At 68.7% G+C, this 25416-nt stretch carries 17 protein-coding genes; 13 read left to right on the top strand and 4 right to left on the bottom strand.

The genetic code is table 11. The features are described 5' to 3' along the window. The first annotated feature begins 178 nt into the window (after nt 1-178). Together ACIO3S_RS27320 and ACIO3S_RS27315 are read left to right on the top strand one after the other, a co-directional pair. Nucleotides 179-2209 carry an ArnT family glycosyltransferase gene (locus ACIO3S_RS27320; RefSeq protein ID WP_400469405.1) on the top strand — a complete coding sequence of 677 codons (2031 nt, stop codon included), beginning with the start codon at nt 179-181 and terminating at the stop codon, nt 2207-2209. Beyond that, nucleotides 2206-3405 carry a glycosyltransferase gene (locus ACIO3S_RS27315; RefSeq protein ID WP_400469402.1) on the top strand — a complete coding sequence of 400 codons (1200 nt, stop codon included), beginning with the start codon at nt 2206-2208 and terminating at the stop codon, nt 3403-3405. The genes ACIO3S_RS27320 and ACIO3S_RS27315 overlap by 4 nt, the downstream gene beginning before the upstream one ends. On the opposite strand, the gene ACIO3S_RS27310 is transcribed toward ACIO3S_RS27315, so the two are convergent. After that, entirely contained in the window at nt 3377-4231 is an 855-nt protein-coding gene (locus ACIO3S_RS27310; RefSeq protein WP_400469399.1) for a helix-turn-helix transcriptional regulator, read from the bottom strand. The genes ACIO3S_RS27315 and ACIO3S_RS27310 overlap by 29 nt on opposite strands. 102 nt (nt 4232-4333) lie before the next feature. On the opposite strand from ACIO3S_RS27310, the gene ACIO3S_RS27305 reads away from it, so the two are divergent. From ACIO3S_RS27305 to ACIO3S_RS27285, 5 genes are all read left to right on the top strand, one after another. Beyond that, nucleotides 4334-5335: an aldo/keto reductase gene (locus ACIO3S_RS27305; protein ID WP_400469396.1), complete on the top strand. Its 1002-nt coding sequence runs from the start codon at nt 4334-4336 to the stop codon at nt 5333-5335. Nucleotides 5336-5670: 335 nt separating this feature from the next. After that, complete coding sequence (locus tag ACIO3S_RS27300) at nt 5671-7200, top strand: Re/Si-specific NAD(P)(+) transhydrogenase subunit alpha (protein WP_400469393.1); 1530 nt, start codon at nt 5671-5673, stop codon at nt 7198-7200. 2 nt (nt 7201-7202) lie between these two features. Then, the gene (gene pntB / locus ACIO3S_RS27295) at nt 7203-8603 is read left to right on the top strand and encodes a Re/Si-specific NAD(P)(+) transhydrogenase subunit beta (RefSeq protein ID WP_400469390.1); all 1401 of its coding nucleotides are present in this window, start codon (nt 7203-7205) and stop codon (nt 8601-8603) included. 84 nt (nt 8604-8687) lie between these two features. Then, the gene (locus ACIO3S_RS27290; protein WP_400469387.1) at nt 8688-9323 is read left to right on the top strand and encodes a YitT family protein; all 636 of its coding nucleotides are present in this window, start codon (nt 8688-8690) and stop codon (nt 9321-9323) included. A gap of 52 nt (nt 9324-9375) precedes the next feature. Further along, on the top strand, nt 9376-9990 hold the full coding sequence (locus ACIO3S_RS27285; RefSeq protein WP_400469385.1) for a nitroreductase family protein: 615 nt from the start codon (nt 9376-9378) through the stop codon (nt 9988-9990). 2139 nt (nt 9991-12129) lie between these two features. Here ACIO3S_RS27285 and ppgK read toward each other — a convergent pair. Next, the gene (ppgK, locus tag ACIO3S_RS27280) at nt 12130-12885 is read right to left on the bottom strand and encodes a polyphosphate--glucose phosphotransferase (RefSeq protein ID WP_160025998.1); all 756 of its coding nucleotides are present in this window, start codon (nt 12883-12885) and stop codon (nt 12130-12132) included. A 93-nt stretch (nt 12886-12978) separates the two neighbouring features. Here ppgK and ACIO3S_RS27275 point away from each other — a divergent pair, with 93 nt between their 5' ends. Continuing rightward, nucleotides 12979-14397, top strand: a complete 1419-nt coding sequence (locus ACIO3S_RS27275) for a fatty acid desaturase (RefSeq protein WP_400469381.1) — start codon at nt 12979-12981, stop codon at nt 14395-14397. Between the two features lie 66 nt (nt 14398-14463). Here the strand turns inward: ACIO3S_RS27275 and ACIO3S_RS27270 are convergent, their stop codons facing one another. Next, nucleotides 14464-16815, bottom strand: coding sequence for an MMPL family transporter (locus tag ACIO3S_RS27270; RefSeq protein WP_400469378.1), 2352 nt, complete (start codon nt 16813-16815; stop codon nt 14464-14466). Nucleotides 16816-16841: 26 nt separating this feature from the next. Then, on the bottom strand, nt 16842-17408 hold the full coding sequence (locus tag ACIO3S_RS27265) for a TetR/AcrR family transcriptional regulator (RefSeq protein WP_400469376.1): 567 nt from the start codon (nt 17406-17408) through the stop codon (nt 16842-16844). Between the two features lie 121 nt (nt 17409-17529). On the opposite strand from ACIO3S_RS27265, the gene ACIO3S_RS27260 reads away from it, so the two are divergent. From ACIO3S_RS27260 to ACIO3S_RS27240, 5 genes are all read left to right on the top strand, one after another. Beyond that, nucleotides 17530-18102 (top strand): TetR family transcriptional regulator, encoded by a 573-nt coding sequence (locus ACIO3S_RS27260; protein WP_160025994.1) that lies wholly within the window; start codon nt 17530-17532, stop codon nt 18100-18102. 61 nt (nt 18103-18163) lie between these two features. Further along, nucleotides 18164-19372: a M15 family metallopeptidase gene (locus tag ACIO3S_RS27255; protein ID WP_400469373.1), complete on the top strand. Its 1209-nt coding sequence runs from the start codon at nt 18164-18166 to the stop codon at nt 19370-19372. Between the two features lie 50 nt (nt 19373-19422). Next, entirely contained in the window at nt 19423-21375 is a 1953-nt protein-coding gene (locus ACIO3S_RS27250) for a M13 family metallopeptidase (protein ID WP_400469370.1), read from the top strand. A 165-nt stretch (nt 21376-21540) separates the two neighbouring features. Continuing rightward, on the top strand, nt 21541-23208 hold the full coding sequence (locus ACIO3S_RS27245; protein ID WP_400469367.1) for a M4 family metallopeptidase: 1668 nt from the start codon (nt 21541-21543) through the stop codon (nt 23206-23208). Nucleotides 23209-23769: 561 nt separating this feature from the next. After that, nucleotides 23770-25398 carry an ABC-F family ATP-binding cassette domain-containing protein gene (locus ACIO3S_RS27240; RefSeq protein WP_400469364.1) on the top strand — a complete coding sequence of 543 codons (1629 nt, stop codon included), beginning with the start codon at nt 23770-23772 and terminating at the stop codon, nt 25396-25398. The last annotated feature ends 18 nt before the right edge of the window (nt 25399-25416 follow it).

Genomic DNA, 25416 nt, shown 5'->3' with positions numbered 1-25416 from the left:
GGCCGGCGAAGCCGGCGGCCGCAGGCCGTCCTTGACTCCGGGGTTCGTCGAGAAGACCCTCCAAGAACGGGTCGGCGGCCCACCCCAACCCCGAAAACACATCAGCCATCAAAGGCCCATAGCCCACTCACAGCCACAAAAAACGACCCCCACAGCCCCGCCCCCGAGCGTGGTCGCCATGACCCAACTCCTCGATCCGCCAACGGCGACAACACAGACGAAGACAAGAAGCTGGCGCCCCACCCCCGAGCGCACAGCGCTCACCATCCTGCTGACCCTGACAGCAGCGGCGTACCTATGGACGCTCTCAGAGTCCGGATACGCCAATCAGTATTACTCCGCCGCCGCACAAGCCGGCGGCGAGAGCTGGAAGGCGTGGTTCTTCGGAGCGCTCGACGCGAGCAGCTCGATCACGGTCGACAAGCCGCCGGCGTCGCTGTGGGTGATGGGCCTGTCCGTACGCCTCTTCGGGCTGTCCTCGTGGAGCATCCTGGTTCCGCAGGCGCTGATGGGCGTCGGGACCGTCGGGCTCGTCTTCGCCATGGTGAAGAAGGTCGTGCCGTGGCAGGCGGCGATCGTGGCCGGGGCGTTCACCGCGCTGACCCCGGCGGCGGCGCTGATGTTCCGGTTCAACAACCCGGACGCGCTGCTGCTCCTGCTGCTGGTCGGTGCCGGGTTCTCGACGCTGAAGGCGATCGAGACCGGCAGGGGCAGGTGGATGGTGCTGGCCGGTGTGCTGCTCGGCTTCGGGTTCCTGACCAAGATGCTGCAGGCGTTCCTGATCATCCCGGCGATCGCGGTCGTCTACCTGATCGCGGGCAAGGGCTCCTTCGGCAGGAGGATGACCCACGGCATCGCGTGCTTCGTCGCCATGGTCGTGAGCGCCGGCTGGTACATCGCGATCGTCGAGCTCATCCCCGAGTCGTGGCGCCCCTACATCGACGGCTCGACCGGCAACTCGCTCCTCGAGCTGACGCTGGGCTACAACGGCGTCGGCCGGCTCAACGGCGGCGACTACGGCGGCCTCAGCAACGCCGGGTTCTCCAGCGCGGCCGGGGTCCTGCGGCTCTTCCAGGGCGTCTCCGGCGGGATGGTCTCCTGGCTGCTCCCGGCGGCTCTGCTCCTCCTCGTCACCGGGCTCGTCGCGCTGCGCAGGTCGCCGCGTACCGACCTGACCCGTGCCGCGCTGATGCTCAGCGGCGCCACGATGCTCGTCACCGGCCTGGTCTTCTCCTTCATGGAGGGCATCTACCACGACTACTACGTGGTCGCGCTTGCCCCGTGGATCGCGATCACCGCGGTCGTCGGCGCAGTGATCATGTGGCGCGACCGCGACAGCCTCTTCGCCCGGGTCACCCTGGCGGTCGCGATGGCCGGCAGCGCCGTGTGGGGCTGGGTGCTCCTCGGGCAGTCGGGTGAGCAGCCGTACGATGCGCTGCGCTGGCCCGTCCTGATCATCGGTCTCGGGGTCGCAGCCGCGTTCGTCTTCGCGGACAGGCTCACCCGCCGGGCAGCCGCGGCGGTCCTCGCGGCGGCGGCCGTCAGCGTCGGTCTCGGGCCTGCGGCGTACGCGATCCAGACGATCGGCACCGCCCACACCGGCTCGATCGTGACGGCCGGTCCGTATGAGGGCGGCGGCATGGGTGGGATGCGCGGTGGTCGCCCCGGTGGTGCCGGCGGCCCCGGTGCTCAGACCCAGAACGGAACCCCGCCGACGGGCCAGATGCCGGGCGGAACCACAGGCGGAGCCACCGGCCAGGCCCCGCAGATGCCCGGCGGCATGCCCGGCGGCATGCCCGGCGGGACCCGCGGAGGCGGAATGATGGGCGGCGGCGCGGTCGACGAGGAGCTCGCCGAGGCGGTGAGCACCAACGCCGGCCACTACACCTGGGTGGCCGCGACGATCGGATCCCAGACCGCAGCCGGCCTCCAGCTCGAGACCGGCGAGGCCGTCATGGCGATCGGCGGCTTCAACGGCACCTCGAACAGCATCACGCTCGAGCAGTTCAAGGAGTACGTCGCCAACGGCGAGATCCACTACTTCATCGCCGGCGGCGGGATGGGCGGGATGGGCGGCATGCGAGGCGCAGGAGGCAGCAGCGACGAGACCTCCAGCGCCTCCCAGATCAGCGCCTGGGTGGAGGAGAACTTCACCCAGACCACGATCGGCAGCTCCACGGTCTACGACCTGACCGAGGGGGCCGCATGACCGCGGACACGACGCTCTCGGGCGGCCTGCGGGTCGTCGACGAGAAGCGACTGCTGACGACGATCGACCTGGTGATCCCGGTCCACGACGAGGAGAAGGGTCTGGAGGAGTCCGTACGCCACCTCGACGGCTATCTGCGCACCCTGCCCTACTCCACGACGATCACGATCGCCGACAACGCCAGCACCGACGGCACCTGGGAGATCGCGGAGCGGCTCGCGACCGAGATCACCCGGGTCCGCGCGATCCACCTCGACGAGAAGGGCCGTGGCAGAGCGCTCAAGGCCGCCTGGTCCACGTCACGAGCGGAGGTCGTCGGCTATATGGACGTCGATCTCTCCACCGACCTGCGGGCCCTGCCACCCCTGCTCGCCCCGCTGCTCTCCGGCCACTCCGACGTCGCGATCGGGTCCCGGCTGGCCCGCGGCAGCCGGATCGAGCGTGGCCCGAAACGGGACTTCCTGTCCAAGGGCTACAACCTGCTGCTGCGCGGGGTCCTGTCCGCGGAGTTCACCGACGCCCAGTGCGGCTTCAAGGCGCTCCGCCGCGACGTCGCCGAGAAGCTGCTCCCGCTGATCGAGGACGACAGCTGGTTCTTCGACACCGAGCTCCTCGTCCTCGCCTCCGAGGCCGGGCTGCGCGTGCACGAGGTGCCGGTGGACTGGGTCGACGACCCCGACTCGCGCGTCGACATCGCCACCACGATCAAGGAAGACCTCGCCGGCATCAGCAGGCTTCTGTTCGGGCTGGTCAGCGGCCGGATCGACCTCGGTGGCGTACGTCCTCCCGGCCCCGTCCGGAGCCCAAGCCTGGCGGCTCAGGTGATCCGGTTCGGGGCCATCGGGGTGATGAGCACGCTGGCGTACCTCCTCCTCTACGTCCTCCTCCGCACCGCCGTCGGAGCGCAGGCGGCCAACCTCATCGCGCTCCTGGTGACCGCGGTCGCCAACACCGCGGCCAACCGCCGGCTGACCTTCGGGATCACCGCGCGACAGGGCGCGGTGAAGCATCACGTCGCCGGGCTGGCCGCCTTCGGGGTCGGGCTGACACTGACCTCGGGATCACTCGCACTCCTCCACCTGGCCGCGCCGACCCCCGCGCGAGCGTTCGAGATCGTCGTGCTCGTGGCCGCCAACGCCGCGGCCACGCTGATTCGCTTCATCGCCCTCAGGTGGGTGATGAGTCCGCGCTCGTGAGCCGCTGGGTGCCGATGACGCGGAGCAGCTCGAGCTTCTCCGCGGCATCGGTCCCCTCGAGCGGGAAGTAGGCGAGCAGCTTCACGTCGGCCTCCTCGGTGAGCAGGACCTCGCAGCGTACGGAGACCGGGCCGACCTCGGGATGGACGAACGTCTTCACATCGGCACGCCGCACGCCGACCTGGTGGCGCTCCCACAGCCCACGGAACTCCTCGCTCGTCGCGAGGAGGTCGTGCACCAGCGAGGTGATGTCGGAGTCGCCGGCGCGCCGGGCGTACGTCGCCCGCAGGTCCATCACGTGGCTCGCCGACATCCGCTCCCAGTCCTCCCGCGGCGCCGGCCGGCGGTCGGTCTCGATGAACCAGCGCCACATCAGGTTTCGACCACGGCCGGGCCCGTCGGGCAGCGGCGGCAGCAGCGTGGTGGCGAGCGAGTTGAGCCAGGCGATCTCGCCGGTGTCGGTGCAGATCACGACGGGAATGTCGGTCAGCCGCCGGGCGAGGGCGATCAGGCCGGGACGTACGTAGTGGCCGGCCCGCCGCGGAGGCGGCGTCATCCCGGCGAGGTAGAAGAGGTGGTCGCGCTCGTCGAGATCGCACTGCAGCGCCCGCGCGATCGCGGAGAGCACCGACTCCGAGGGCGCCGACCCGCGCGCCTGCTCCAGCCGCGTGTAGTGGTCGGTCGAGACCCCGGCGAGCGAGGCGACCTCTTCCCGCCGAAGTCCAGGCGTACGCCGCCGCAACCCGTCCGGGAGGCCGACATCGGAGGGCCGGAGCAGCTCCCGGCGACGGCGGAGGAAGTCGGCGAGCTCACGGCGGTCGGTCACGCTCCTCATCCTGCGCCGGTGGTGTCCGGTTATCCAGGGACGGTTCGTCCCTGGATGTGCCGTGCCTCCCGAGGGCCGCTCGACCGCCGCACGCTGGGTGGCATGACGACCCACGACATCACCTTCAGCAGCCGACAGCTCGGCAAGAACGGACCCACGGTCACCTCCCCCGCACTGGGCGGGATGAGCCTCTCCGGCGCCTACGGCACGGTCGACGACGAGAAGGGCGTACGCGTCATCCACGCCTACCTCGATGCCGGCGGCACTCTGATCGACACCGGCGACTTCTACGGCGCCGGCCACAACGAGATGCTGATCGCCCGGGCGCTGCGCGAGCGCGACCGCGACGACGTGGTGCTCTCGGTGAAGTTCGGCGCACTGCTCACCCCGGTCGGGATGCCGGCCGGCTTCGACGCCCGTCCCGAGGCGGTGCGGTCATCTCTGACGTACTCCCTCCAGCGGCTCGGCACCGACCACATCGACATCTACCGCCCTGCACGGCTCGACCCGCAGGTGCCGATCGAGGAGACCGTGGGCGCGATCCAGGAGCTCGTGGAGGCGGGATACGTACGCCACATCGGGCTCAGCGAGGTCAGCGCCGACACCATCCGGCGGGCCGCCGCGGTGGCCCCGATCAGCGACCTGCAGATCGAGTACTCCCTGCTCAGCAGGGGGATCGAGACCAACGGGATCCTCGACACCTGTCGCGAGCTGGGCATCGGCATCACCGCGTACAGCGTCCTCGGCCGTGGCCTGATCGGCGGTAGCGGCACCGTCGGCGGCTCGCTTGCCCACATGCCGCGCTTCCAGGGCGACAACCTCGACCACAACCGCGCTCTGCTCACCACGCTGGAGGAGATCGCCGCGGCCAAGGGGATCACCCTGGCCCAGCTCGCGATCGCCTGGGTGGCCGCCCGCGGCGAGCACATCGTCCCCGTCATCGGCTCTCGACGGGTCAGCCAGGTCGAGTCCATGGCAGGTGCGAACGCGGTCACCCTGGACGACGCCGATCTCGCTCGCATCGACGCCGCCGTGCCCGTCGGCGCCGCCCGCGGCGACCGCTACCCGACCCAGTTCATGGCACAGCTCGACAGCGAAGGCTGAGCCGGACGACCGGCCTCGGCGACTCCGGACGAACAGGTAAGTACCCCAGTAAATAGTGGGTACTCCCGCGGTCGCCTGAGCGCCGCCATGATGAAGGCACACCGGTCGGGACGACGGGCTGTGAGGACGTGAGGAAGACCACAGGTATTGGACCGATACAACCGGTGAAACCTGGTGTCCACCTGCTGATCTGCCCTACCGTTACCGGCCAGTAACCAGCACGGTGGGGTTCCGGACCCCGCCGGTCAAGAATCGGTCACGCGCTGATCGGCTGACCGGGATCCCACCATGCTGGAGACTGAAGACACTGCGCAGCTAGACCCAAGGAGTCGAGGATGCTCATCGGAGTGACCCGAGAGACGAAGCCCGGGGAGACCCGGGTGGCGGCCACCCCCGCGACCGTCAAACAACTGACCGGTCTGGGCTATGACGTCGTCATCGAGGGTGGGGCCGGAGAGGCGTCCAGCTTCAAGGACGAGGCGTACGCCGAGGCCGGCGCCCGCATCGGCACGGCCGCCGACGCGTGGGGTGCCGACCTGGTCTTCCGGGTCAACGCGCCTTCCGTCGGCGAGGTCGAGCTGCTGAAGAGCGGGGCCACCCTGGTCGCCCCGCTGGCGCCGGCGCAGAGCAGCGAGCTCCTCGACGCCCTGGCCGCCCGCAAGGTCGACGCCTTCGCGATGGACGCGGTGCCGCGCATCTCGCGCGCACAGTCGATGGACATCCTCTCCAGCCAGGCCAACATCGCGGGCTACCGCGCCGTGGTCGAGGCGGCCCACCACTTCGGCCGCTTCTTCACCGGCCAGGTGACCGCGGCGGGGAAGGTGCCACCGGCGAAGGTGCTCGTGGCCGGTGCCGGTGTGGCGGGTCTGGCCGCGATCGGTGCGGCGAGCTCGCTCGGCGCGATCGTGCGCGCCACCGACCCTCGTCCGGAGGTCGCCGACCAGGTCAAGTCGCTGGGTGGTGAATACCTGAAGGTGGAGGTCGAGGTCGAGAAGTCGACCGACGGCTACGCCAAGGCGACCTCGGAGGCCTACGACCAGCGCGCCGCGGAGATCTACTCCGAGCAGGCCGAGGACGTCGACATCATCGTGACGACCGCGCTGATCCCGGGCCGCCCGGCGCCGAAGCTGATCACGGCGGCCGACGTGGCGAGCATGAAGTCCGGCTCGGTCATCGTCGACATGGCGGCCGCGATGGGCGGCAACGTCGAGGGCACCGTGAAGGACGAGGTCGTCACCACGCCCAACGGCGTCACGATCATCGGCTATACCGACCTCCCCGCGCGTCTTCCCGCGCAGTCGAGCCAGCTCTACGGCACCAACCTGGTCAACCTGATGAAGCTGGTGACACCCGAGAAGGACGGCGTACTCGCCCTCGATCTCGAGGACCAGGTCCAGCGCGGCCTGACCGTCGTGCACGACGGCGGCGTGCTCTGGCCGCCCCCGCCGGTCCAGGTCTCCGCCGCCCCTGCGGTAGCGGCCCCCGCCGAGGTCGCGGTCAAGGAGGAGAAGAAGCCGCTCTCCGCCGGTGCGAAGCTCGCGCTGGTCGGCACCGGTGCGCTCGCCCTCTTCCTGCTCAACGCGGTCGCCCCGGCCGAGATCACCCGCCACTTCACCGTGCTGACGCTGTCGGTGGTGATCGGGTTCTACGTGATCGGCCACGTGCACCACGCGCTGCACACCCCGCTGATGTCGGTGACCAACGCGATCTCCGGCATCGTCGTTGTGGGCGCCCTGCTGCAGCTCACCGTCGCTGACAACGTGGTGCTCGTGCTCGCGGGCATCGCCACGCTGCTGGCGAGCATCAACATCTTCGGTGGCTTCGCCGTGACCCGCCGCATGCTCTCGATGTTCCGGAAGGCCTGATCATGGATATCTTCTCGATCGCCGGTGCGGCCTACCTCGTCGCCGCCCTCCTCTTCATCCTGTCGCTGGCAGGGCTGTCCAAGCACGAGACCGCCTCGCAGGGCTGGCTCTACGGCGTTGCCGGCATGACGCTGGCGCTGGTCGCGACCGTCATCCAGGTCGTCGACGGCGGCACCACGACCGCCGTGCTCGTCCTGGTCGGCGCGGTCGCCATCGGCGCGGTCATCGGCCTGTGGCGTGCCAAGGTCGTCGAGATGACCGGCATGCCCGAGCTGATCGCGCTGCTGCACTCCTTCGTCGGTCTGGCGGCCGTCCTGATCGGCTGGAACGGCCACCTCGAGGCCGCGGCCGGCCACGTCCACGGTGGAGCGATCCACTCGGCCGAGGTCTTCATCGGCGTCTTCATCGGCGCGGTCACCTTCACCGGCTCGATCGTCGCCTTCCTCAAGCTCTCCGCGCGGATGAAGTCGGCGCCGCTGATGCTGCCGGGCAAGAACGTCATCAACATCGGCGCCCTGGTCGTCTTCGTGATCCTGACGGTCGTCTACGTCATCAACCCGACGCTCCCGCTGCTGATCGCGGTCACCGTCGTGGCGCTGGCGCTCGGCTGGCACCTGGTCGCCTCCATCGGTGGCGGTGACATGCCCGTCGTGGTCTCGATGCTCAACAGCTACTCCGGATGGGCCGCGGCCGCCTCGGGCTTCCTCCTCGGCAACGACCTGCTGATCGTCACCGGCGCTCTGGTCGGGTCCTCGGGTGCGTACCTCTCCTACATCATGTGCAAGGCGATGAACCGTTCGTTCATCTCGGTCATCGCCGGCGGGTTCGGCATCGAGGCCGGGCCGTCCGGTGACGTCGACTACGGCGAGCACCGCGAGATCAACTCCGAGGACACCGCCGAGCTCCTCGCCGGCGCCTCCTCCGTCGTGATCACCCCGGGCTACGGCATGGCCGTCGCCCAGGCGCAGTACCCGGTCGCCGAGCTCACCCGCATCCTGCGGGACAAGGGCGTGGACGTACGTTTCGGCATCCACCCGGTCGCCGGCCGACTCCCGGGCCACATGAATGTGCTGCTGGCCGAGGCCAAGGTGCCCTACGACATCGTCCTGGAGATGGACGAGATCAACGACGACCTGGCCGACACCGACGTCGTCCTGGTCATCGGGGCCAACGACACCGTGAACCCGGCCGCCGCCGAGGACCCGTCCTCGCCGATCGCGGGCATGCCCGTCCTGCGGGTCTGGGAGGCCAAGAACGTGGTCGTCTTCAAGCGGTCGATGGCCGCGGGCTACGCCGGTGTGCAGAACCCGCTCTTCTTCCGGGAGAACTCGCAGATGCTCTTCGGCGACGCCAAGGCCAAGGTCGACGAGATCGTCAGCGCCCTCGCCCGGGTCCCTGCCTGACCTGGAAAATTACACCTGACCAGCGGAAACGTGACGTACGTCTCGCCCTGCTGAATTCTGCACGGCTCGGGCACGACACCCAGAATGAGTGTCGTGTCCGAGCCGTTCACTGACTCCCTCGAGTCGATCCGCGTCCCCCATACGTTGCTGGAGGACGCGCTCGGCTACGTGACCAGCATCGTGGTGACCTCGCTGGGGCTCCACCTGATCCAGTCGGTCGGAGCGGTCACCGGCGGCACCGCCGGACTGAGCCTGCTGGTGAGCTACTGGACCAGGCTGCCGTTCGAGGTGCTGTTCGTCCTGGTCAACCTGCCCTTCTTCGGGCTCGCGCTCTCCAAGAAGGGCATCGGGTTCACCCTCCGGTCGTTGGCCTGCGTCATCGCGGTCTCGGCGATGACCCGCGTCCACGCCGACCTGCTTCCGCTCGACGGGCTCGACACCGTCTACGGGGTCGTCGTCGGCAACCTGCTCGTCGGCCTCGGGCTCCTGGTGATCTTCCGCCACGGTGCCTCCCTGGGCGGGTTCAATGTGCTCGCACTGCTCCTGCAGGAGCGGCTCAACCTCCGGGCCGGATACGTCCAGATGGGCCTCGACGTCAGCGTCGTCCTCCTCGCGCTCTTCGTCGTCTCGCCCGCGACCGTCCTCCTCTCTGCCCTCGGTGCGGTCGTTCTCAACATCATCCTTGCCTTCAACCACCGGCCCGGCCGGTACCTCGCCTGACGCTGCCTGAGACGTTTGTCGTCCAAGTCGGTAGACATTGCAGAATAGAGGCATGACTGCCGCGAAGCGCGCGCCCCAGGCCGGCGCCGAGGACCTGACCGAGCACCTGCGTGACCGCTGGTCGGTGAGTGTCTTCGACCCGGCCCACGTGCTCGCCGACGCCGAGATCAGGCTGCTCCTCGAGGCGGCCCGGTGGGCGCCGAGCGCGGGCAACAGCCAGCCGTGGTCGTTCCTGGTGCTACCCCGCGGATCGGCCGGGCACGCGACGTTCGTGAGCCACCTCTCGCGCGGCAACTCCGGCTGGGTGCCGCGGGCATCGGCCGTGTTCGTCGCGATCTCCCAGGTCGGCGTGGACCCGGACGGCAACGGTCCGAAGTGGTCGGACTACTCCCACTACGACCTCGGTCAGGCGGCCGCGCACCTCACCGTCCAGGCCGCGTCCCTCGGCCTCTCCTCCCACCAGTTCGCCGGGTTCGACCATGCTGCGGTGGCGGCGGCCTTCGGTGTACCGGACTGGTGGAAGGCGATGACCGGGATCGCGGTCGGCCTCCACGGCGACCCCGCGCAGGTCGACCCGCGAGACGCGGAGCGCGAGGAGCGCGAGCGCGTCCGGCGGCCGCTCGAGGCGATCGCCTTCGCCGACAAATGGGGTACGTCCTGGGCGTGATGCCCCGGGGCGTGCGCCCCGGAAGGCATTAAAAGGGACGTACCCATCGGGGCATCGGTCTAAGGTTCCTGGGTGGAGAACGGTCAGGGAGCAGGTCGACTCCGGCGCGTCGTGGCAGGTGTGTTCGTGCTGGGGGCGCTGGGCGCTGGGCTGGTGACGACAGCGCCGGCGGCCGTCGCTGCGCCCAACGACGGAGTCGGCGAGTCCTCCCGCACCCGCTATGTGCTCGACGAGAAGGCCAAGACCGTCAAGGTGAAGGCCGAGGTCACGGTCACCAACCAGCAGCCGAGCACGGCCACGACCTACTACTTCCTGACCGGTCACGCGATCCCGATCCCGGCCGGGGCGACGGAGGTCAGGGCGACGAGCAACGGTGCGAAGCTGCCGGTGAGCACCGAGAAGATCAAGGGCACCGGCCTCGCGGTGGTCACGGTGTCCTTCCCGAACCTCTACTACGGCAAGTCGCGCACGATCACCTGGACGTACGAGCTGAAGGGCGCCCCGATCCGGGCGAAGAAGAACCACACCCGGATCGGCGAGGGGTACGCCGTCTTCCCGGTGATCGGCCTCGGTGACGACGGGCAGGTGACCGTCGACGTCGTGCTGCCGAAGTCGATGACGTTCACCGCCTCCTCGGGCGACTTCACCAAGCGGACCAAGGGCAAGACGACGACCTGGCACTCCGAGGGCGACTTCGTCGACGCCGGCGTCTCCGCGCGCGACCCGAAGGCTTTCGACGAGAAGAAGATCAAGGTCGGCGACACGAAGCTGTCGCTGCAGAGCTTTCCCAAGGACAAGGAGTGGATCGACTTCGCCGAGAAGCGGGTCACCGAAGGCATGCCGGTGCTGGAGGAGCTGACCGGCAACGAGTGGCCCGGTGGGCTGGAGACGATTCGTGAGGACGGTTCGGCGGAGGCGGTCGGCTATGCCTGGTTCGACTCGAACGCCGACGAGATCGTCGTCTCCGAGGACCTGGATACGGCGATCCTCTACCACGAGATGACCCACGCCTGGATCAACCCCGACATCGTCGAGGGCCGCTGGCTGAGCGAGGGCCTGACCGAGCTCGTCGCCCAGCACGCGACCGAGAAGGTCGGCGCCAAGGGGCAGAAGTACGGCAAGGTGAAGCGTCGCAGCAAGGAAGCGTTCCCCCTCCTGACCTGGGATGCCAACGGATGGAGCCAGGAGAAGGACGCGTACGGCTACCCGGCCGCCTACACAGCCGTCTCGGCCATGCTCGCGGACCTCTCCGACGAGGAGCTGACCCAGGTCGTCGACGACGTCTACGACGGCCGCACCGGTTACGACGCCGCCGATGACGAGATCACCAGCGGCCCGGTCGACTGGCGCCTCTTCCTCGACATCGTGCAGAGGTACGACACCGACGCCTCCCCGGAGAAGCCGCTGAAGAACTGGGTGCTCACCCGCGCCGAGGCCAAGCAGCTCGGGCCAAGGGCCGAGGCCCGCAAGACGTACGCCGAGATCGACCGCGTCAACGGCGAGTGGCTGCCGCCGCTGGGTCTGCGCGACGTCATGGCCGCGTGGACCTTCGAGGACGTGGACGGTGTCGTCGGCCTGATCGGTGAGGCGAACGCCGATGCCGCTGCGGTCCAGGAGGCGGCGGAGAAGGCCGATCTGCCGGTCCCGGCCGCGGCGAAGGAGGCGTACGAGGGCGCCAACGATGACGACCGGTTTCGCGAGCTCGCCACCACGCTGCCCCGCACCGCCGAGGTGATCACCGAGGTCGGTGAGGCGACCGCGGACGTCGAGGGGATGCAGAACCCGCTGACCGAGCTCGGCGAGCTGGTGCTGTTCCTCGACGTGGGTGCGGCCAGCGCTCGAGCCGACCTGAACAACGGCTATCTCGAGGACGCCTCGGCCACCGCGGCCGGCGTGCGCGCCCGGGCCGACTGGGCATTGGTCGTCGGACTGGTCGCGCTGCTCGTGCTCGCCTGCGTGGCGTACGCGGCGTACCGGGTGTTCTGGAATGCGTCGGCGCGGCGTCGGCGGGCCGAGCGCAGGGCCTTCCTCAGGCAGGCGAAGGAGACGCGGAAGGCGGGGGCTCCGTGGGACTCTCGACCTGCCTGGCCGCCGATGCCGCCCGGGCCGCCCGGGCCGCCCCGGCCGCCCGGACAGCCGTCAGTCGGTGGCGAGCTCTTCGGCGTACAGCGCGGCCCCGACGGCCCCCGCGGTGTTGAGCAGTTTCGCCGGGATGATCTCGGTGTCCAGGTCGAGCAGCGGCAGGAATTCCGCCGCCTCCTTCGAGACCCCTCCGCCGACGAGGAATAGGTCGGGGGAGAAGAGCATCTCCAGGTGCTGGTAGTACCTCTGCAGGCGCTTGGCCCAGTGCTTCCAGGAGAGGTCCTCGCGCTTGCGAGCGATGTTGGAGGCGCGGGTCTCGGCGTCGTGGCCGTCGAGCTCGAGGTGACCGAGCTCGGAGTTGGGCACGAGCACGCCGTCGTAGAGGAGCGCCGAGCCGATGCCGGTGCCGAGCGTGGTCATGATGACCAGTCCACGGCGACCCTTCGCGGCGCCGTAGCGGACCTCGGCCAGGCCGGCGGCGTCGGCGTCGTTGACCACGTGCACGTCGCGGCCGGTGGCCGCGGTGAAGATCGCGTCCGCGTCGGCGCCGATCCAGGACTTGTCGATGTTGGCCGCGGAGTGGACCACCCCGTGGCGTACGACGCCGGGGACGGTCACGCCGACCTTCCCGTCGTAGTCCGGGAACTGGGAGAGCAGGTCCACGAAGATCTCGGCGATGGCGTCGGGGGTGGAGCGTTCGGGTGTCGGGATGCGTACGCGTTCCTCGGCGAACTCGCCGGTCGCGAGGTCGATCGGGGCACCCTTGATGCCCGTGCCGCCGAAGTCGATGCCGAAGGGCAGGCTCGTCGTCATGAGCCCATCCTATTTACAAGCACCGACGTGACGTACGACACTTGACAGATCATCCTCGTTTGTCAATCAAACTCAGCGTCAAAGGGGCCAACGATGGAGATCGCCAACAGCACGGTGCCCGACGGCTCGACCGAACAGTGGCGCGACAAGAAGCGCTATCTGTGGTTGCTCGGTCTGGTGGTGCCGCTCCTCGGTTTCATCGCGATCGGCGGCTGGCATCTCACCGATATCAGCGCGTTCCTGTGGACCGGTCCGATCATCATCCTCGTCGTGGTCCCGGCCATCGACCTGTTCGCGGGGCTCGACAAGTCCAACCCGCCCGACGACATGATCGAGGCGCTGGAGAACGACAGGTACTACCGCTGGATCGTCTACTCCTACCTTCCGCTGCAGTACGCCGTCTTCATCGGCGGCATGGCCATGGCCGCCCATGGCGCCCTGGACAGCCACACCCTGAGCATCATCGACCGGGTCGGGCTGGCGATCTCGGTCGGCTGCGTCGGCGGCATCGGCATCAACACCGCCCACGAGCTCGGCCACAAGCGCGAGGACGTCGAGCGCTGGCTCTCCAAGGTCGCGCTCGCGCAGAGCTTCTACGGCCACTTCTACATCGAGCACAACCGCGGCCACCACGTACGCGTCGCGACGCCCGAGGACCCGGCCTCCGCCAAGGTCGGCGAGTCGTTCTACACCTTCTGGCCGCGCACGGTCTCGGGCTCGCTGAAGAGCGCCTGGAGGCTGGAGAGGAAGAGGTACGCCCGCCGCGACCAGCACCCGTTCCGGATCGGCAACGACGTACTCAACGCCTGGCTGATGTCGGCGGTGCTCTGGGGCGGGATGCTCGTGTGGCTCGGGCCGGTGGTGATCCCGTTCCTGCTGATCCAGGCCGTCGTCGGGTTCTCGCTCCTCGAGGTGATCAACTACATGGAGCATTACGGGATGCTCCGGCAGAAGGTCGGCCGGCGCTACGAGCGCGTCGACCCCAGCCACTCCTGGAACTCCAACAACATCGCCACCAACGTGCTGCTCTACCACCTGCAGCGCCACAGCGACCACCACGCCAACCCCGTACGCCGCTACCAGACCCTGCGCGACTACAAGGAGTCTCCGGTGCTGCCGACCGGCTATGCCGGGATGATCTTGCTCGCGATCGTGCCGCCGGTCTGGCGCCGGGTGATGGACCCCAGGGTGCTGGCGCACTTCGACGGGGACATGTCGCGGGCCAACATCCTGCCGCGCAAGCGGGACAGGATCCTGGCGAAGTATCCGCCGCCCGCCGCCGACCAGGCCGAGGCCGGCGACGACACCGTCGCCCAGGTCATCGCGGCCGAGGTGCTGGCCGCTCGCTGCCCCGGTTGCGGCTACACCTACCGCGTCGAGGAGGGCAACGAGGCCGAGGGCTTCGCTGCCGGGACCGCATGGGCGGACGTCCCCGACGACTGGTGCTGCCCTGACTGCGGCGTACGGGAGAAGGTCGACTTCGTGCCTCTCGCATCGGACTCCGTCTCGTAGCCGTCCTCGGACGGCGACAGCCCCCGGCCTCGTACGAGACCGGGGGCTGTCATCGGTGCGGAGACCTCAGCTCTTGACGAGCTCCGGCTCACGCGGCTTCTCGGCGTAGTGGTCGGCGAGGTAGTGGCGCTCCAGGCTCTCGCCCTCGACGTCGACGTTCGGGAGGATCCGGTCGAGCCACTTCGGCAGCCACCAGGCCTTCTCCTTCATGAGGTACATGAGGGTCGGGATCAGGAGCATGCGGACCACGAAGGCGTCGAAGATGACCGCTGCCGAGAGCGCGAAGCCCATCGACTTGATGATCGGGTCGTCCATCAGGATGAAGCCCGAGAAGACGGCGGTCATGATCAGCGCGGCGGCCGTCACGACCCGGGCCGAGTTGCGGAACCCGTCGACGACGGCCTCCTTGTACGAGGCGCCGTGGACGTGCGCCTCGCGGATCCGGGTCACCAGGAAGACCTGGTAGTCCATCGCCAGCCCGAACACGAGCCCGATCAGGAAGATCGGGATGAAGCTGACGATCGGCTGGCCCTCGAAGATGCCGAAGGCGCCCTCCTGGAAGATCGCCACGGTCGCGCCGAGGGTCGCCAGGACCGACAGCAGGAAGCCGAGAGTCGCGGTCAGCGGCACCAGGATCGAGCGGAAGACGAGCATCAGCAGGATGAACGCCAGCCCGATCACGATCGCCAGGTAGGGCAGCAGCGCGTCGTTGAGCTTCTCGGAGATGTCGGACATGATCGCCGAGGTGCCGGTGACCGCGAGGTCGGTGCCGGTCTCCTTCTCCACGGCAGGCTCGCCGTCACGCAGCTCGGCGAGCAGGTCCTCGGTCCTCTCGTCGTCCGGGGCGGTCTCGGGCTCGATCAGGATGACCGCGCCGTTGTCATTCCCCGAAGGCGGGATCACCTTGGCCACACCGTCGAGGCCCGCGGCCCAGTCGGCGACCTCGGCGTAGGCCTGTTGCTTGGCCGCGGTGTCCCCGGACATGTCACGCGCGTCGACGACGAGCATCATCGGGTCGAGGCGCCCGGGGCCGAAGCCCTCGACGACCAGCTCGACCGCCTGGCGGCGCGAGCTGTCCTCGGGCGCGGTGCTGTCGCTCGGCATGCCGAGGTGCAGGTCCTTGAACGGGATCGCCAGGGCCCCGAGGCCGATGACCGCGATCAGCACCCAGAGGATCGGCGCCTTGCCGATGAACCGGGCCCAACGGACACCGTTGTTGAGGATGCGACCGTTGGCCTCGCGCTTGGGGTTGTAGCGACGTACGTTGAGGCCGAAGGCCTTCGACTTGAGCAGGCCGAGGAGCGCCGGGAGCAGGGTCAGTGCGACCAGGACCGCGACGACGACGGTGACGGCCGCGCCCAGGCCCATGGCGGTCAGGAACGGGATCCCGACGACGCTGAGCGCGGCGAGCGCGATCACGACGGTCAGGCCGGCGAAGACGACCGCCGAGCCGGCGGTGCCCACGGCGACGCCGATGGCCTCCTCCCGGTCGTCGGTGTGGTCGAGCTCGCTGCGGTAGCGGGACAGGATGAACAGCGCGTAGTCGATCCCGACCGCCAGTCCGATCATCGTGGCGAGCATCGGGGTGGTCGAGGAGACATCGGTGAACGCGGTCAGTGCGGTGATCCCCAGCGTTCCGATCGCGACGCCGACGCCGGCGGTGATGATCGGGAGGCCGGCGGCCACGAAGGAGCCGAAGGTGATCACCAGGATGAACAGGGCGATGATGATGCCGAACAGCTCGGAGCTCGCACTGCCCATCTCCTGGACCTGCATGCCCTGGCCGCGCACCTCGACCTGGAGGCCGTCCTTGTTCCCAGCCTTGTTCGCAGTCTCGATGACGTCGGTGACCTGTTTCTGCATCTCAGGCGTCACCTCGGTCGCTTCGACATCCTCGAACTCTGTCGAGATCAGCCCGATCCGGCCGTCCTCCGACAGCGTCGGCTGAGCCTGGAGCTGGCCGAGCAGCATCTGCTGCGCCTGCTGGGTCGTCACCGTCTGCCCGCTCTCGGCAGACATCGCCTTGGCGTACCCAGGCGCTGCTGCCTCGGCCTGTTCCGGTGTCCAGATGTAGGAGATCTGGTCGGGTACGTCATCGAGCGCGGCGAGGTTCTGGACGAGCTCGGCCACGGCCTTCTGGTTCGCGGCTGTCGTGAGCGTTTGGCCCTCGGGAGCGGCGACGACGACCTCGATGGAGGCGGCGTCGAGCACCGAACCGCCCTCGGTGCCCATGATCTCGGGCAGCTCCTCGGCGGCCTCGACCGACTCGAGGCCGGGCATGGTGAAGGTGGTGGTCATGGGCTTGGACATCGTGGTCGCCACCGCGCCGATGCCGATGATGGCGATCATCCAGACGGCGACGAAGATCGGCCACCGCCGGTAGGCGGTCTTTCCGAGTCGATAGAGCAGCTTGGCCATTTCGGGGTTCCCCCTGGTCAGGTGGTTCAGAACAGATCGACGAGGTCGTCGAAGATCCGGGTGAAGTGGTCGGCGACGGTGCCGGCCGAAGGATTGGCGAGGTAGGCGTCGAGCGAGGCGTTGAAGACCACGATCACGAGACGTAGGACGACGCCCGCGAGCTCGGGGGTCATCTGGTCGCCCTCGCGCTCGGAGATGATCTCTGCGAAGTGAACGGCTATCTGCTCGAAGCGGGTGCGTGCCGCATCCAGCACCTGCCGGTCGGTGGCGAGGATGTGCCGGACGAGGACGAGCTCGTCATGGTCGATGGGCTCGGCGTCGAGCACCGTACGAACCAGCGCGCCGAGATCGCGGCCGACATGGCCGGTGGGCCCGCCGCTGAGGAAGGCCTCGAGCAGCTCCGGGTCAGGCTCCTGCTCGGGGCCGAGGACGGCGTCCATCTTGCTCGGGACGTGGTTGAACAACGTACGCCGCGAGACGCCGACGCGGTCGGCGAGATGCTCCATGGTCCAGCCGTCGAAGCCGAACTCGTCGGTCATCTCGAGCGCGGCCCGGTGGATCGCCGCCGCGGTCTTGTTGAGCCCCCGCATCATGACGTTGCACTTTCTCTCACAGAGTGCAGTGTTGCACTCTGGGGGTATTGAGTGCAAAACAATGTGGCTAGGTTCACCTGCCCGTCTTCCATGCGGAAGAGAGGCCGTAGACTTTGCCTTCATGGCGGCCGGCGCACCTGAAACCACCCGACAGCGGATCCTTGATGCCGCCGTCGAGATGACCACCGAGTCCGGGTGGGCGAGTGTGACGATGTCGCGCATCGCCGAGAGATGCGGGGTCAGTCGGCAGACGGTCTACAACGACATCGGCGCCAAGCCGGCGCTGGCGAAGTCGCTGATCCTGCGTGAGCTGGAGCAGTTCCTCGCGGTCGTGAGCACGGCCTTCGACGAGGAGGACGACTTCATCCGGGCGATCCGCCAGGCGACGTACGGCGTCCTCGATCGTGCCCAGGACAACAAGCTGCTGCACGCGGTCGTCTCGGCGACCCACGGTGCCGACACCGAGCTGCTGCCCTACCTCACCAGCCACAGCGAGGGACTGCTGGGCTACGCGACCGAGCTCATCCACGAGCACGTCGAGAGGTTCGAGCACGGCCTGACCGACGACCAGGCGGACACCGCCATCGAGATGACCGTGCGCGTGGTCCTCAGCCATGTCATGCAGCCCACCAAGTCACCCGACGAGACCGCCGACGACATCGCCTGGCTGATCTCGCGGGTCCTGAACGGATGAGTTACCAGCGAGTTGGGTGCTGACCAGGCCTCGCCTAACCTTCCTGCGGGGAGGTAGATGGATGCGACAGGTCTCGTGGAGAGCGGCTGCGGCAGTGGGCGCGGTGCTCGTGGCGACCCTGGCCGCCTGTGCGGGTGAGCCGGCGAAGCCGTCCACGCCGAGCGGCAGCCCGAGCTCCAGCGGGGCCGCCAAGGTCGAGAGCCCGGTCGCCGACCCCTCGCACGCCGTCGACATCCCCGGCAAACGCGAGGGCACGTTGCACTCCACCGACCTGCTGATCCTCTCCGAGGACACCCTCTCGTCCGCCGACGTCAAGAAGATCCGAGGACTCGACGGCGTCTCCGGCGTCGAGCAGATCTCGATGGCCCAGGTCAGCGTCGAGGGACGGCTGGTGAAGGTGGTCGCCGTCGACCCGGCGACCTACCGCAACTTCGCCCCCTTCCAGAGCGCCGACTCCGACGAGGTCTGGCAGCGCGTCGCCGGTGGCGAGGTGGCGATCGACCCCGAGCGCCAGGACGAGCTCCCGGCAGACAAGGACGGGTTCGTGCGGCTCGGCTCCAAGAAGGACGCGGCCTCTGTCCACGTCGGCGCCTACGCTCCCCAGCCGCCGGGTCTCGCCGCCGCCGTCGTCAACCACAAGTGGGGCGAGGAGATGGGCATGGAGAAGGGCAACGCCCTCATCGTCTCCACCGCCGCCATCGCCCCCAACCGGGTCGTCGAGCCGATCCAAAAGGTCGTCGGCTCGGACGCCTCCGTCCAGCGCCTCGACGTCGTCGCCCGCGCGGGTCTCGACCCCAACGCTCCCCAGAAGGCGTACGTCGTCGGCACCGTCGCCGAGGCCGTCGGCAACTACACCTACCGGGCCAACGGCGACGGCACCATCACCCCCGCCGCGAGCTGGGTGAGCTCCCACATCGTGACCGCCCAGGTGCCGATCCTCGGCTCGGTGACCTGCAACAAGGTGATGATCCCGCAGCTGCGCGCCGCACTGCAGGAGGTCGTCGACCGCGGCTTGGCCAGGAAGATCGATCCGTCGCAGTACGCCGGCTGCTACTACCCCCGCTTCATCGCCAACACCACCCAGCTCTCCAACCACGCCTTCGGCACCGCTGTCGACCTCAACACCGCCGGCAACCAGCGCGGCACCGTCGGCGAGATGGACCGCACCGTCGTCTCCATCTTCGAGCGCTGGGGCTTCACCTGGGGCGGCAACTGGAAGTGGACCGACCCCATGCACTTCGAGATGAACCGCATCGTCAAACCGGGTTAACCCGGGGTTGTTGCTGACCTGCTTGGGACCCCGCATCTACGCTGGGGGGCGTGACGATCCTCGATGACGCCCGTCCGGGCATGGATGACAGCATTCGGCCGCAGGACGACCTGTTCGGGTTCGTCAACGGCACCTGGCTCCGGGAGGTCGAGATTCCGTCCGACCGGTCCAGCTGGGGGCCGTTCGTGATGCTCGCCGACCAGGCCGAGAAGGACGTGCGCGCGATCATCGAGGAGCTCGCGGCGTCCGGTGGCGAGCCGGGCAGCGACGCCCAGAAGATCGGCGACCTCTTCGCGAGCTTCATGGACGTCGAAGGGGTGGCCGCGCGCGGCGTACGTCCTCTGGATGGCCTGCGGGCCGCCGTGGACGGGCTCCGCGACGCGGACGACCTGGCGGCGTTCCTGGGTGAGGTCGAGCGGATCGGCGGGCACGGGCTGTTCGGGTCCTACGTCGACAACGACGACAAGGCATCCGACCGCTACATCTTCAACCTGCTCCAGGGCGGCCTCGGGCTGCCCGACAAGGACTACTACTTCGACGAGAAGTTCGCCGAGGTGCTGGGGAAGTACACCGACTACCTCGAGCGGCTCTACGAGCTCGCCGAGCACCCCGACCCGCGTGCGGCCGCCGAGACGATCATCCGGATCGACACCCGCCTGGCCGAGGGCCACTGGGCGCGCGAGGAGACCCGCGACAAGCAGAAGACCTACAACCTGCTGACCCTCGCCGAGCTGCGCGAGCTGGCCCCCAACTTCAACTGGGATGCGTACGTCCGCAACCTCTCCGGCTCGAAGCTGACCACCGAGGCGGTGCTCGGCGAGGTGGTCGTGCGGCAGCCGTCGTTCTTCTCCCACCTCTCGACCGTGCTCGGCGAGGTCGACATCGACGACTGGAAGCTGTGGCTCTACTTCCACGTGCTCCGCTGGGCGGCGCCCTACCTGACCGACGACTTCGTCGAGACCAACTTCGACTTCTACGGCCGCACCCTCAACGGAACCCCGGAGCTGCGCGAACGCTGGAAGCGCGGGGTCGCGATCGTCGAGGGCGCGATCGGCGAGGCGGTCGGCAAGGAGTACGCCGCGCGTCACTTCCCGCCCGAGGCGAAGGCGCAGATGGACGAGCTGGTCCACAACCTCCTCGAGGCCTACCGCAAGTCGATCTCCGAGCTCGACTGGATGGGCGAGGAGACCAAGGAGAAGGCGTACGAGAAGCTCGACAAGTTCACGCCGAAGATCGGCTACCCGTCGAAGTGGCGCGACTACTCGGCGCTGCAGATCAGCAAGGACGACCTGATCGGCAACGTCTCGGCGGCCTCGGTCTTCGAGACCGACCGGCAGCTCGGCAAGCTCGGCGGCCCGGTGGACCGCGATGAGTGGTTCATGCTGCCGCAGACGGTCAACGCCTACTACAACCCCGGCACCAACGAGATCTGCTTCCCGGCCGGGATCCTGCAGCGCCCGTTCTTCGACAAGGACGCGCACCCGGCGGAGAACTACGGCGGCATCGGCGCGGTCATCGGCCACGAGGTCGGGCACGGCTTCGACGACCAGGGCGCCCAGTTCGACGGCGACGGCAACATGCAGGACTGGTGGTCGCCGGAGGACAAGGCGGCATTCGAGGTGAAGACCAAGGCGCTCATCGAGCAGTATTCGGCGCTCTCGCCGCGGGACCTGCCGGGCGAGTTCGTCAACGGCGCACTGACCGTCGGCGAGAACATCGGCGACCTGGGTGGCCTGACGATCGCGCACACCGCCTACATGCTCGCCACCGGCGGTTCCGCCGGCGTCGGCGACCGGCAGCGGCTCTTCCTCAACTGGGCCTACGTGTGGCGTACGGTCCGACGCAAGGAGCAGGCGCAGCAGTACCTCACGATCGACCCACACAGCCCGCCGGAGTTCCGTGCCAACATCGCGCGGAACCTGGACGAATTCCACGAGGTCTTCGGCACTGCTCCGGGCGACGGTCTCTGGCTCGATCCGGAGGAGCGCGTGCGGATCTGGTGACCCGTGCGGGTAGGGGTATTGGTTAATATTCGATAACAACGTAAAGGAGTTACGCGGGAAGGCGTCTTCACAAATCCGCATTGCAGGAACTTGTTTCTCCACGCTATCGATTCCGGTGCAAGGATTCCCTCCATCCTGGTCCCCACAATCGAGGAGAACCCCACGATGCGTATCGTTCGAGTAGCGGGAGCAGCGACCGCTGCCGCTGTTGCAGGAACTGCCTTCATCGCCTCCTTCGGAAGCCCAGCCGGCGCCACCCCTGCCGACTCCGCCTCCACCATCACGCCCGAGAGTCTGTCTGCGCAGAAGGTCATCGACGACGAGTCGATCGCGGACAAGGCGATCGGCGCGCTGACGAGCAAGCCGTCGACCTGGAAGGTCGGCGCGGGCCAGGAGCTCGAGCCCGTGGTGACCCTGAAGGACGCCAACGGTGCCACCCACGTCCGGATGAACCGGACGTACGAGGGCCTCGAGGTCGTCGGCGGCGACCTGGTCGCCCACCAGAGCAAGGCCGGCACCCTGACCTCGGTCTCCCAGGGGCTGACCAAGATGCTCGACCTCTCGGTGAAGCCGGCGATCACCGAGACCGCAGCCACCAAGGCCGCGCTGACCCTGGACGCCGTCACCAAGACGATCACCAAGCTCCAGGCCGACAAGAAGTACGCACCCGAGCTCGTCGTCGACGCGGTCGACGGCACCCCGACGCTGGCGTGGCGGGTGACCACCAAGGGCAAGCAGGCCGACGGCACCCCCTCGCGCCTGGCGACGTACGTCGACGCGGAGACCGGTAAGGTGCTGCGCCGGGTCGAGGGCATCCACACCATCGACGGCGAGGGCAACACCCTCTACTCCGGGACCGTCCCGCTGCAGGTGAAGCAGAACGGCTCGACGTACGAGCTGCGTGACGAGACCCGCGGCGGCACCTACACGACCGACATGAACAACGCCGAGGACAGCCTGCTGTGCCAGCTCCTCGGGTTCGGCTGCGCGGCCGGGACGGTGGTCACGAGCCCGACCACGACCTTCGGCAACGGCTCCAACGACGACCGGGCGACCGCGGCGGCCGACGCGCAGTACGGCACCAACGTCACCTGGGACTACTTCAAGAACGTCCACGCCCGCGACGGCATCTTCGGCGACGGCTCGGGCTCCTACAACCGGGTCCACTACGGCACCGACTACGTCAACGCCTTCTGGGACGGCGAGAAGATGACGTACGGCGACGGCGACGGTGTCGGCTACGGACCGCTGGTCTCGCTGGACGTCGCGGGCCACGAGATGACCCACGGCGTCACCGAGAACACCTCGGGCCTGGAGTACTCCGGTGAGTCCGGCGGCCTCAACGAGTCGACCTCGGACATCTTCGGGACGGCGGTCGAGTTCTACGCCGCCAACGCCGAGGACCAGGGCGACTACCTGATCGGTGAGTCCTTCATCCTCGACGGTGGCGACCCGCTGCGCCGGATGGACAACCCGTCCTTCGACGGCAACTCGGTCAACTGCTGGTCGTCCTCGACCGGGGGCCTCGACGTCCACTACTCCAGCGGCGTCGGCAACCACTTCTTCTACCTGCTCTCCGAGGGCTCGGGCACGAAGACGATCGGTGGGGTCGAGCACTCGAGCACGACCTGCGACGGCTCGACGATCGCCGGAATCGGTCGCGACAAGGCCGAGAAGATCTGGTTCCGGGCCAACTCGACCTACTTCACCTCGACCACCGACTACGCCGGCGCCCGCGACGCGACGGTGAAGGCGGCCTCGGACCTCTACGGCGCCTCCAGCCCCGAGGTCGCGGCCGTCGAGGCGGCGTGGACCGCGGTCTCGGTGAGCTGATCTCGCCACACTGACAACAGAGTCGTCCGACGGCGTCGTTTTCCTACTGGAGGCGGCGCTGTCGACCGCTTTGGGTAACTAAAGTACGAATTCGGGCGTGTGGTTATGCCGGTTCGGCGATTGGACGCATACTGGAGATGCCGGGCCGGTTCTGCGGGTCCCCGTGGGGGAGGACCAACAGCGCCGGCTCGGCGTTCGCTTGTGCGCTCGGTGAATAACGGTTCGCGTGGACGGGTCGTCGCTGTCTACCCTGGAGGCATGTACTCCGGCATCGCCTACATGCGCCTGCGCCCCGCCGCCTGACGGCGGCGCTGCGAGGCATACTCACGCCGCTGTCCGGCCCTACGGAGACAGCCGAACGATCCCGCCTGCTGCGCGCCGCGATGCGGCACGCCGGCGGCGTTGCCAGCGCTCACCAGGCGTCCAGCCTGCCTTCGCGCTGGCGCCTTGCCGGCGCACTCGCCTCGCGACGCTCGCGACGGCGCGATCGTTCAGCTGCCTCCTAGCCGGGTAGCTGCTCTCGCTTTCCCGGCTCCCGTACTCGAGCTGGAGTTCACTTTCGTGTCTGTACAGACCCACCACACCTCTGCCCACCTGCGCGCCGAGGACATCTCCGTCACCCGCGGCGGTCGCCCCGTCCTGCGCGGCGTCTCCCTGACCGTCTCTGCTGCCAACCGGTCCCGGTTGGCCATCGTCGGCGAGAACGGCCGGGGCAAGACCACGCTGCTCCACGTCCTCGCCGGACTGCTCGAACCCGACTCCGGACGGGTTCAGCGGCACGGCAGTCTCGGTGTCGCGCGGCAGGCTCTGGACGTACGTCCCGGGGACACCGTCGGCACCCTCACCTCCGCCGCGCTGGCCGAGTCGCACTCCGCGCTCCGCGCACTCGATGAGGCTGCGGCGGCCTTGTCGGACGACCCGTCGGACGCTGGCGGGACGTACGCCGCTGCACTGGAGCGCGCGACCACACTGGACGCCTGGGACGCCGATCGCCGGGTCCAGATCGCCCTGGAGGCGCTCGGCGCGTGCACCGATCACGGACGAGAGCTGGCGACGCTGTCGGTCGGCCAGCGCTACCGGGTGCGGCTCGCCTGTCTGCTCGGGGCACACCACGATCTCCTCGTGCTCGACGAGCCGACCAACCACCTCGACGCGTCGGGGCTGGCGTTCCTCACCGAGCGGGTCCGGGCTCATACCGGCGGTGTCGTGCTCGTCTCTCACGACCGCGCCCTGTTGCGGGAGGTCGGTGAGGAGTTCCTCGACCTGGACCCGAGCGAGGACGGCCGGCCCAGGACGTACGCCGGTGGCTACCAGGGCTGGCAGGACGGTCGGCGTCGCGACAGGGAGCGCTGGGAGCAGGACTACGCGGCCCAACAGGAGGAGCATCGGCGACTGCAGGACTCGGTCTCGGTGGCGCGGGACCGGCTGAGCACCGGCTGGCGCCCGCCGAAGGGCACCGGCAAGCATCAGCGACAGACCCGTGCCCCCGGTCTGGTGCGTTCCTTCAACCGTGACCTCGCGGCGCTCGAGGCGCACCGCATCTCCGTGCCGGAGCCGCCGATGTCGTTGCGGTTCCCGGAGCTCTCCTCACCTGCCGGCAGCACGCTGCTGCGCTGCGAAGGCGTACGCGTGCCCGGTCGGCTGTCCGGACCCGTCTCGTTCGCCCTCGACGGTGGCGAGCGGCTCGTCGTCACCGGTCCGAACGGGGCGGGCAAGTCGACGTTGCTGCAGGTGCTGGGCGGCGGGCTCGCTCCGTCGGCTGGGTCGGTATGGGTCTCGCCGGGGGCGCGGGTCGCGCTCGTCGGTCAGGAGGAGCCCGAGTGGGCGGCGGGTCTGACGGCGGCGGAGGTCTATGCGCAGCACTGTGGCCGGCTGGTCGCCGCCGGGGTGGTGCCGGAGCGGGCGATCCCGTCGCTCCGGTCGACCGGACTGGTGGACTCCGAGGCGCGGCGTACGTCTGCTTCGCGGCTGTCCCAAGGGCAGCAGCGGCGGCTCGAGCTGGCGCTGCGGCTGGCCTCGCTCCCGCAGCTACTGATCCTGGACGAGCCGACCAACCATCTCTCGGCCGGGCTGGTCGACGAGCTGACGGCCGCGCTGCGGGCGACGTCGGCGGCGGTCGTGGTGGCCACGCACGATCGCCAGATGCTGGACGACCTGGCCGACTGGCCGAGGTTGGCGCTGGGAAAGTAGTCGGTGGTCCCTGATAGA

It is taken from the genome of Nocardioides sp. NPDC087217, from assembly GCF_044744805.1.
Taxonomy (GTDB): Bacteria; Actinomycetota; Actinomycetes; order Propionibacteriales; family Nocardioidaceae; genus Nocardioides.
Note: the sequence above shows the minus strand (reverse complement) of the source record. Positions and strands in the feature narration are given on the sequence as shown.

Excerpts from the sequence above, each read along its gene's own strand:
- ACIO3S_RS27305 (WP_400469396.1), top strand. The coding sequence starts at position 4,334 with ATGACGACCCACGACATCACCTTCAGCAGCCGACAGCTCGGCAAGAAC.
- ACIO3S_RS27270 (WP_400469378.1), bottom strand. The coding sequence starts at position 16,815 with ATGGCCAAGCTGCTCTATCGACTCGGAAAGACCGCCTACCGGCGGTGG.
- ACIO3S_RS27315 (WP_400469402.1), top strand. The coding sequence starts at position 2,206 with ATGACCGCGGACACGACGCTCTCGGGCGGCCTGCGGGTCGTCGACGAG.
- ppgK (WP_160025998.1), bottom strand. The coding sequence starts at position 12,885 with ATGACGACGAGCCTGCCCTTCGGCATCGACTTCGGCGGCACGGGCATC.
- ACIO3S_RS27320 (WP_400469405.1), top strand. The coding sequence starts at position 179 with ATGACCCAACTCCTCGATCCGCCAACGGCGACAACACAGACGAAGACA.
- ACIO3S_RS27245 (WP_400469367.1), top strand. The coding sequence starts at position 21,541 with ATGCGTATCGTTCGAGTAGCGGGAGCAGCGACCGCTGCCGCTGTTGCA.
- pntB (WP_400469390.1), top strand. The coding sequence starts at position 7,203 with ATGGATATCTTCTCGATCGCCGGTGCGGCCTACCTCGTCGCCGCCCTC.
- ACIO3S_RS27255 (WP_400469373.1), top strand. The coding sequence starts at position 18,164 with ATGCGACAGGTCTCGTGGAGAGCGGCTGCGGCAGTGGGCGCGGTGCTC.
- ACIO3S_RS27290 (WP_400469387.1), top strand. The coding sequence starts at position 8,688 with ATGAGTGTCGTGTCCGAGCCGTTCACTGACTCCCTCGAGTCGATCCGC.
- ACIO3S_RS27260 (WP_160025994.1), top strand. The coding sequence starts at position 17,530 with ATGGCGGCCGGCGCACCTGAAACCACCCGACAGCGGATCCTTGATGCC.
- ACIO3S_RS27285 (WP_400469385.1), top strand. The coding sequence starts at position 9,376 with ATGACTGCCGCGAAGCGCGCGCCCCAGGCCGGCGCCGAGGACCTGACC.
- ACIO3S_RS27265 (WP_400469376.1), bottom strand. The coding sequence starts at position 17,408 with ATGATGCGGGGGCTCAACAAGACCGCGGCGGCGATCCACCGGGCCGCG.
- ACIO3S_RS27275 (WP_400469381.1), top strand. The coding sequence starts at position 12,979 with ATGGAGATCGCCAACAGCACGGTGCCCGACGGCTCGACCGAACAGTGG.
- ACIO3S_RS27300 (WP_400469393.1), top strand. The coding sequence starts at position 5,671 with ATGCTCATCGGAGTGACCCGAGAGACGAAGCCCGGGGAGACCCGGGTG.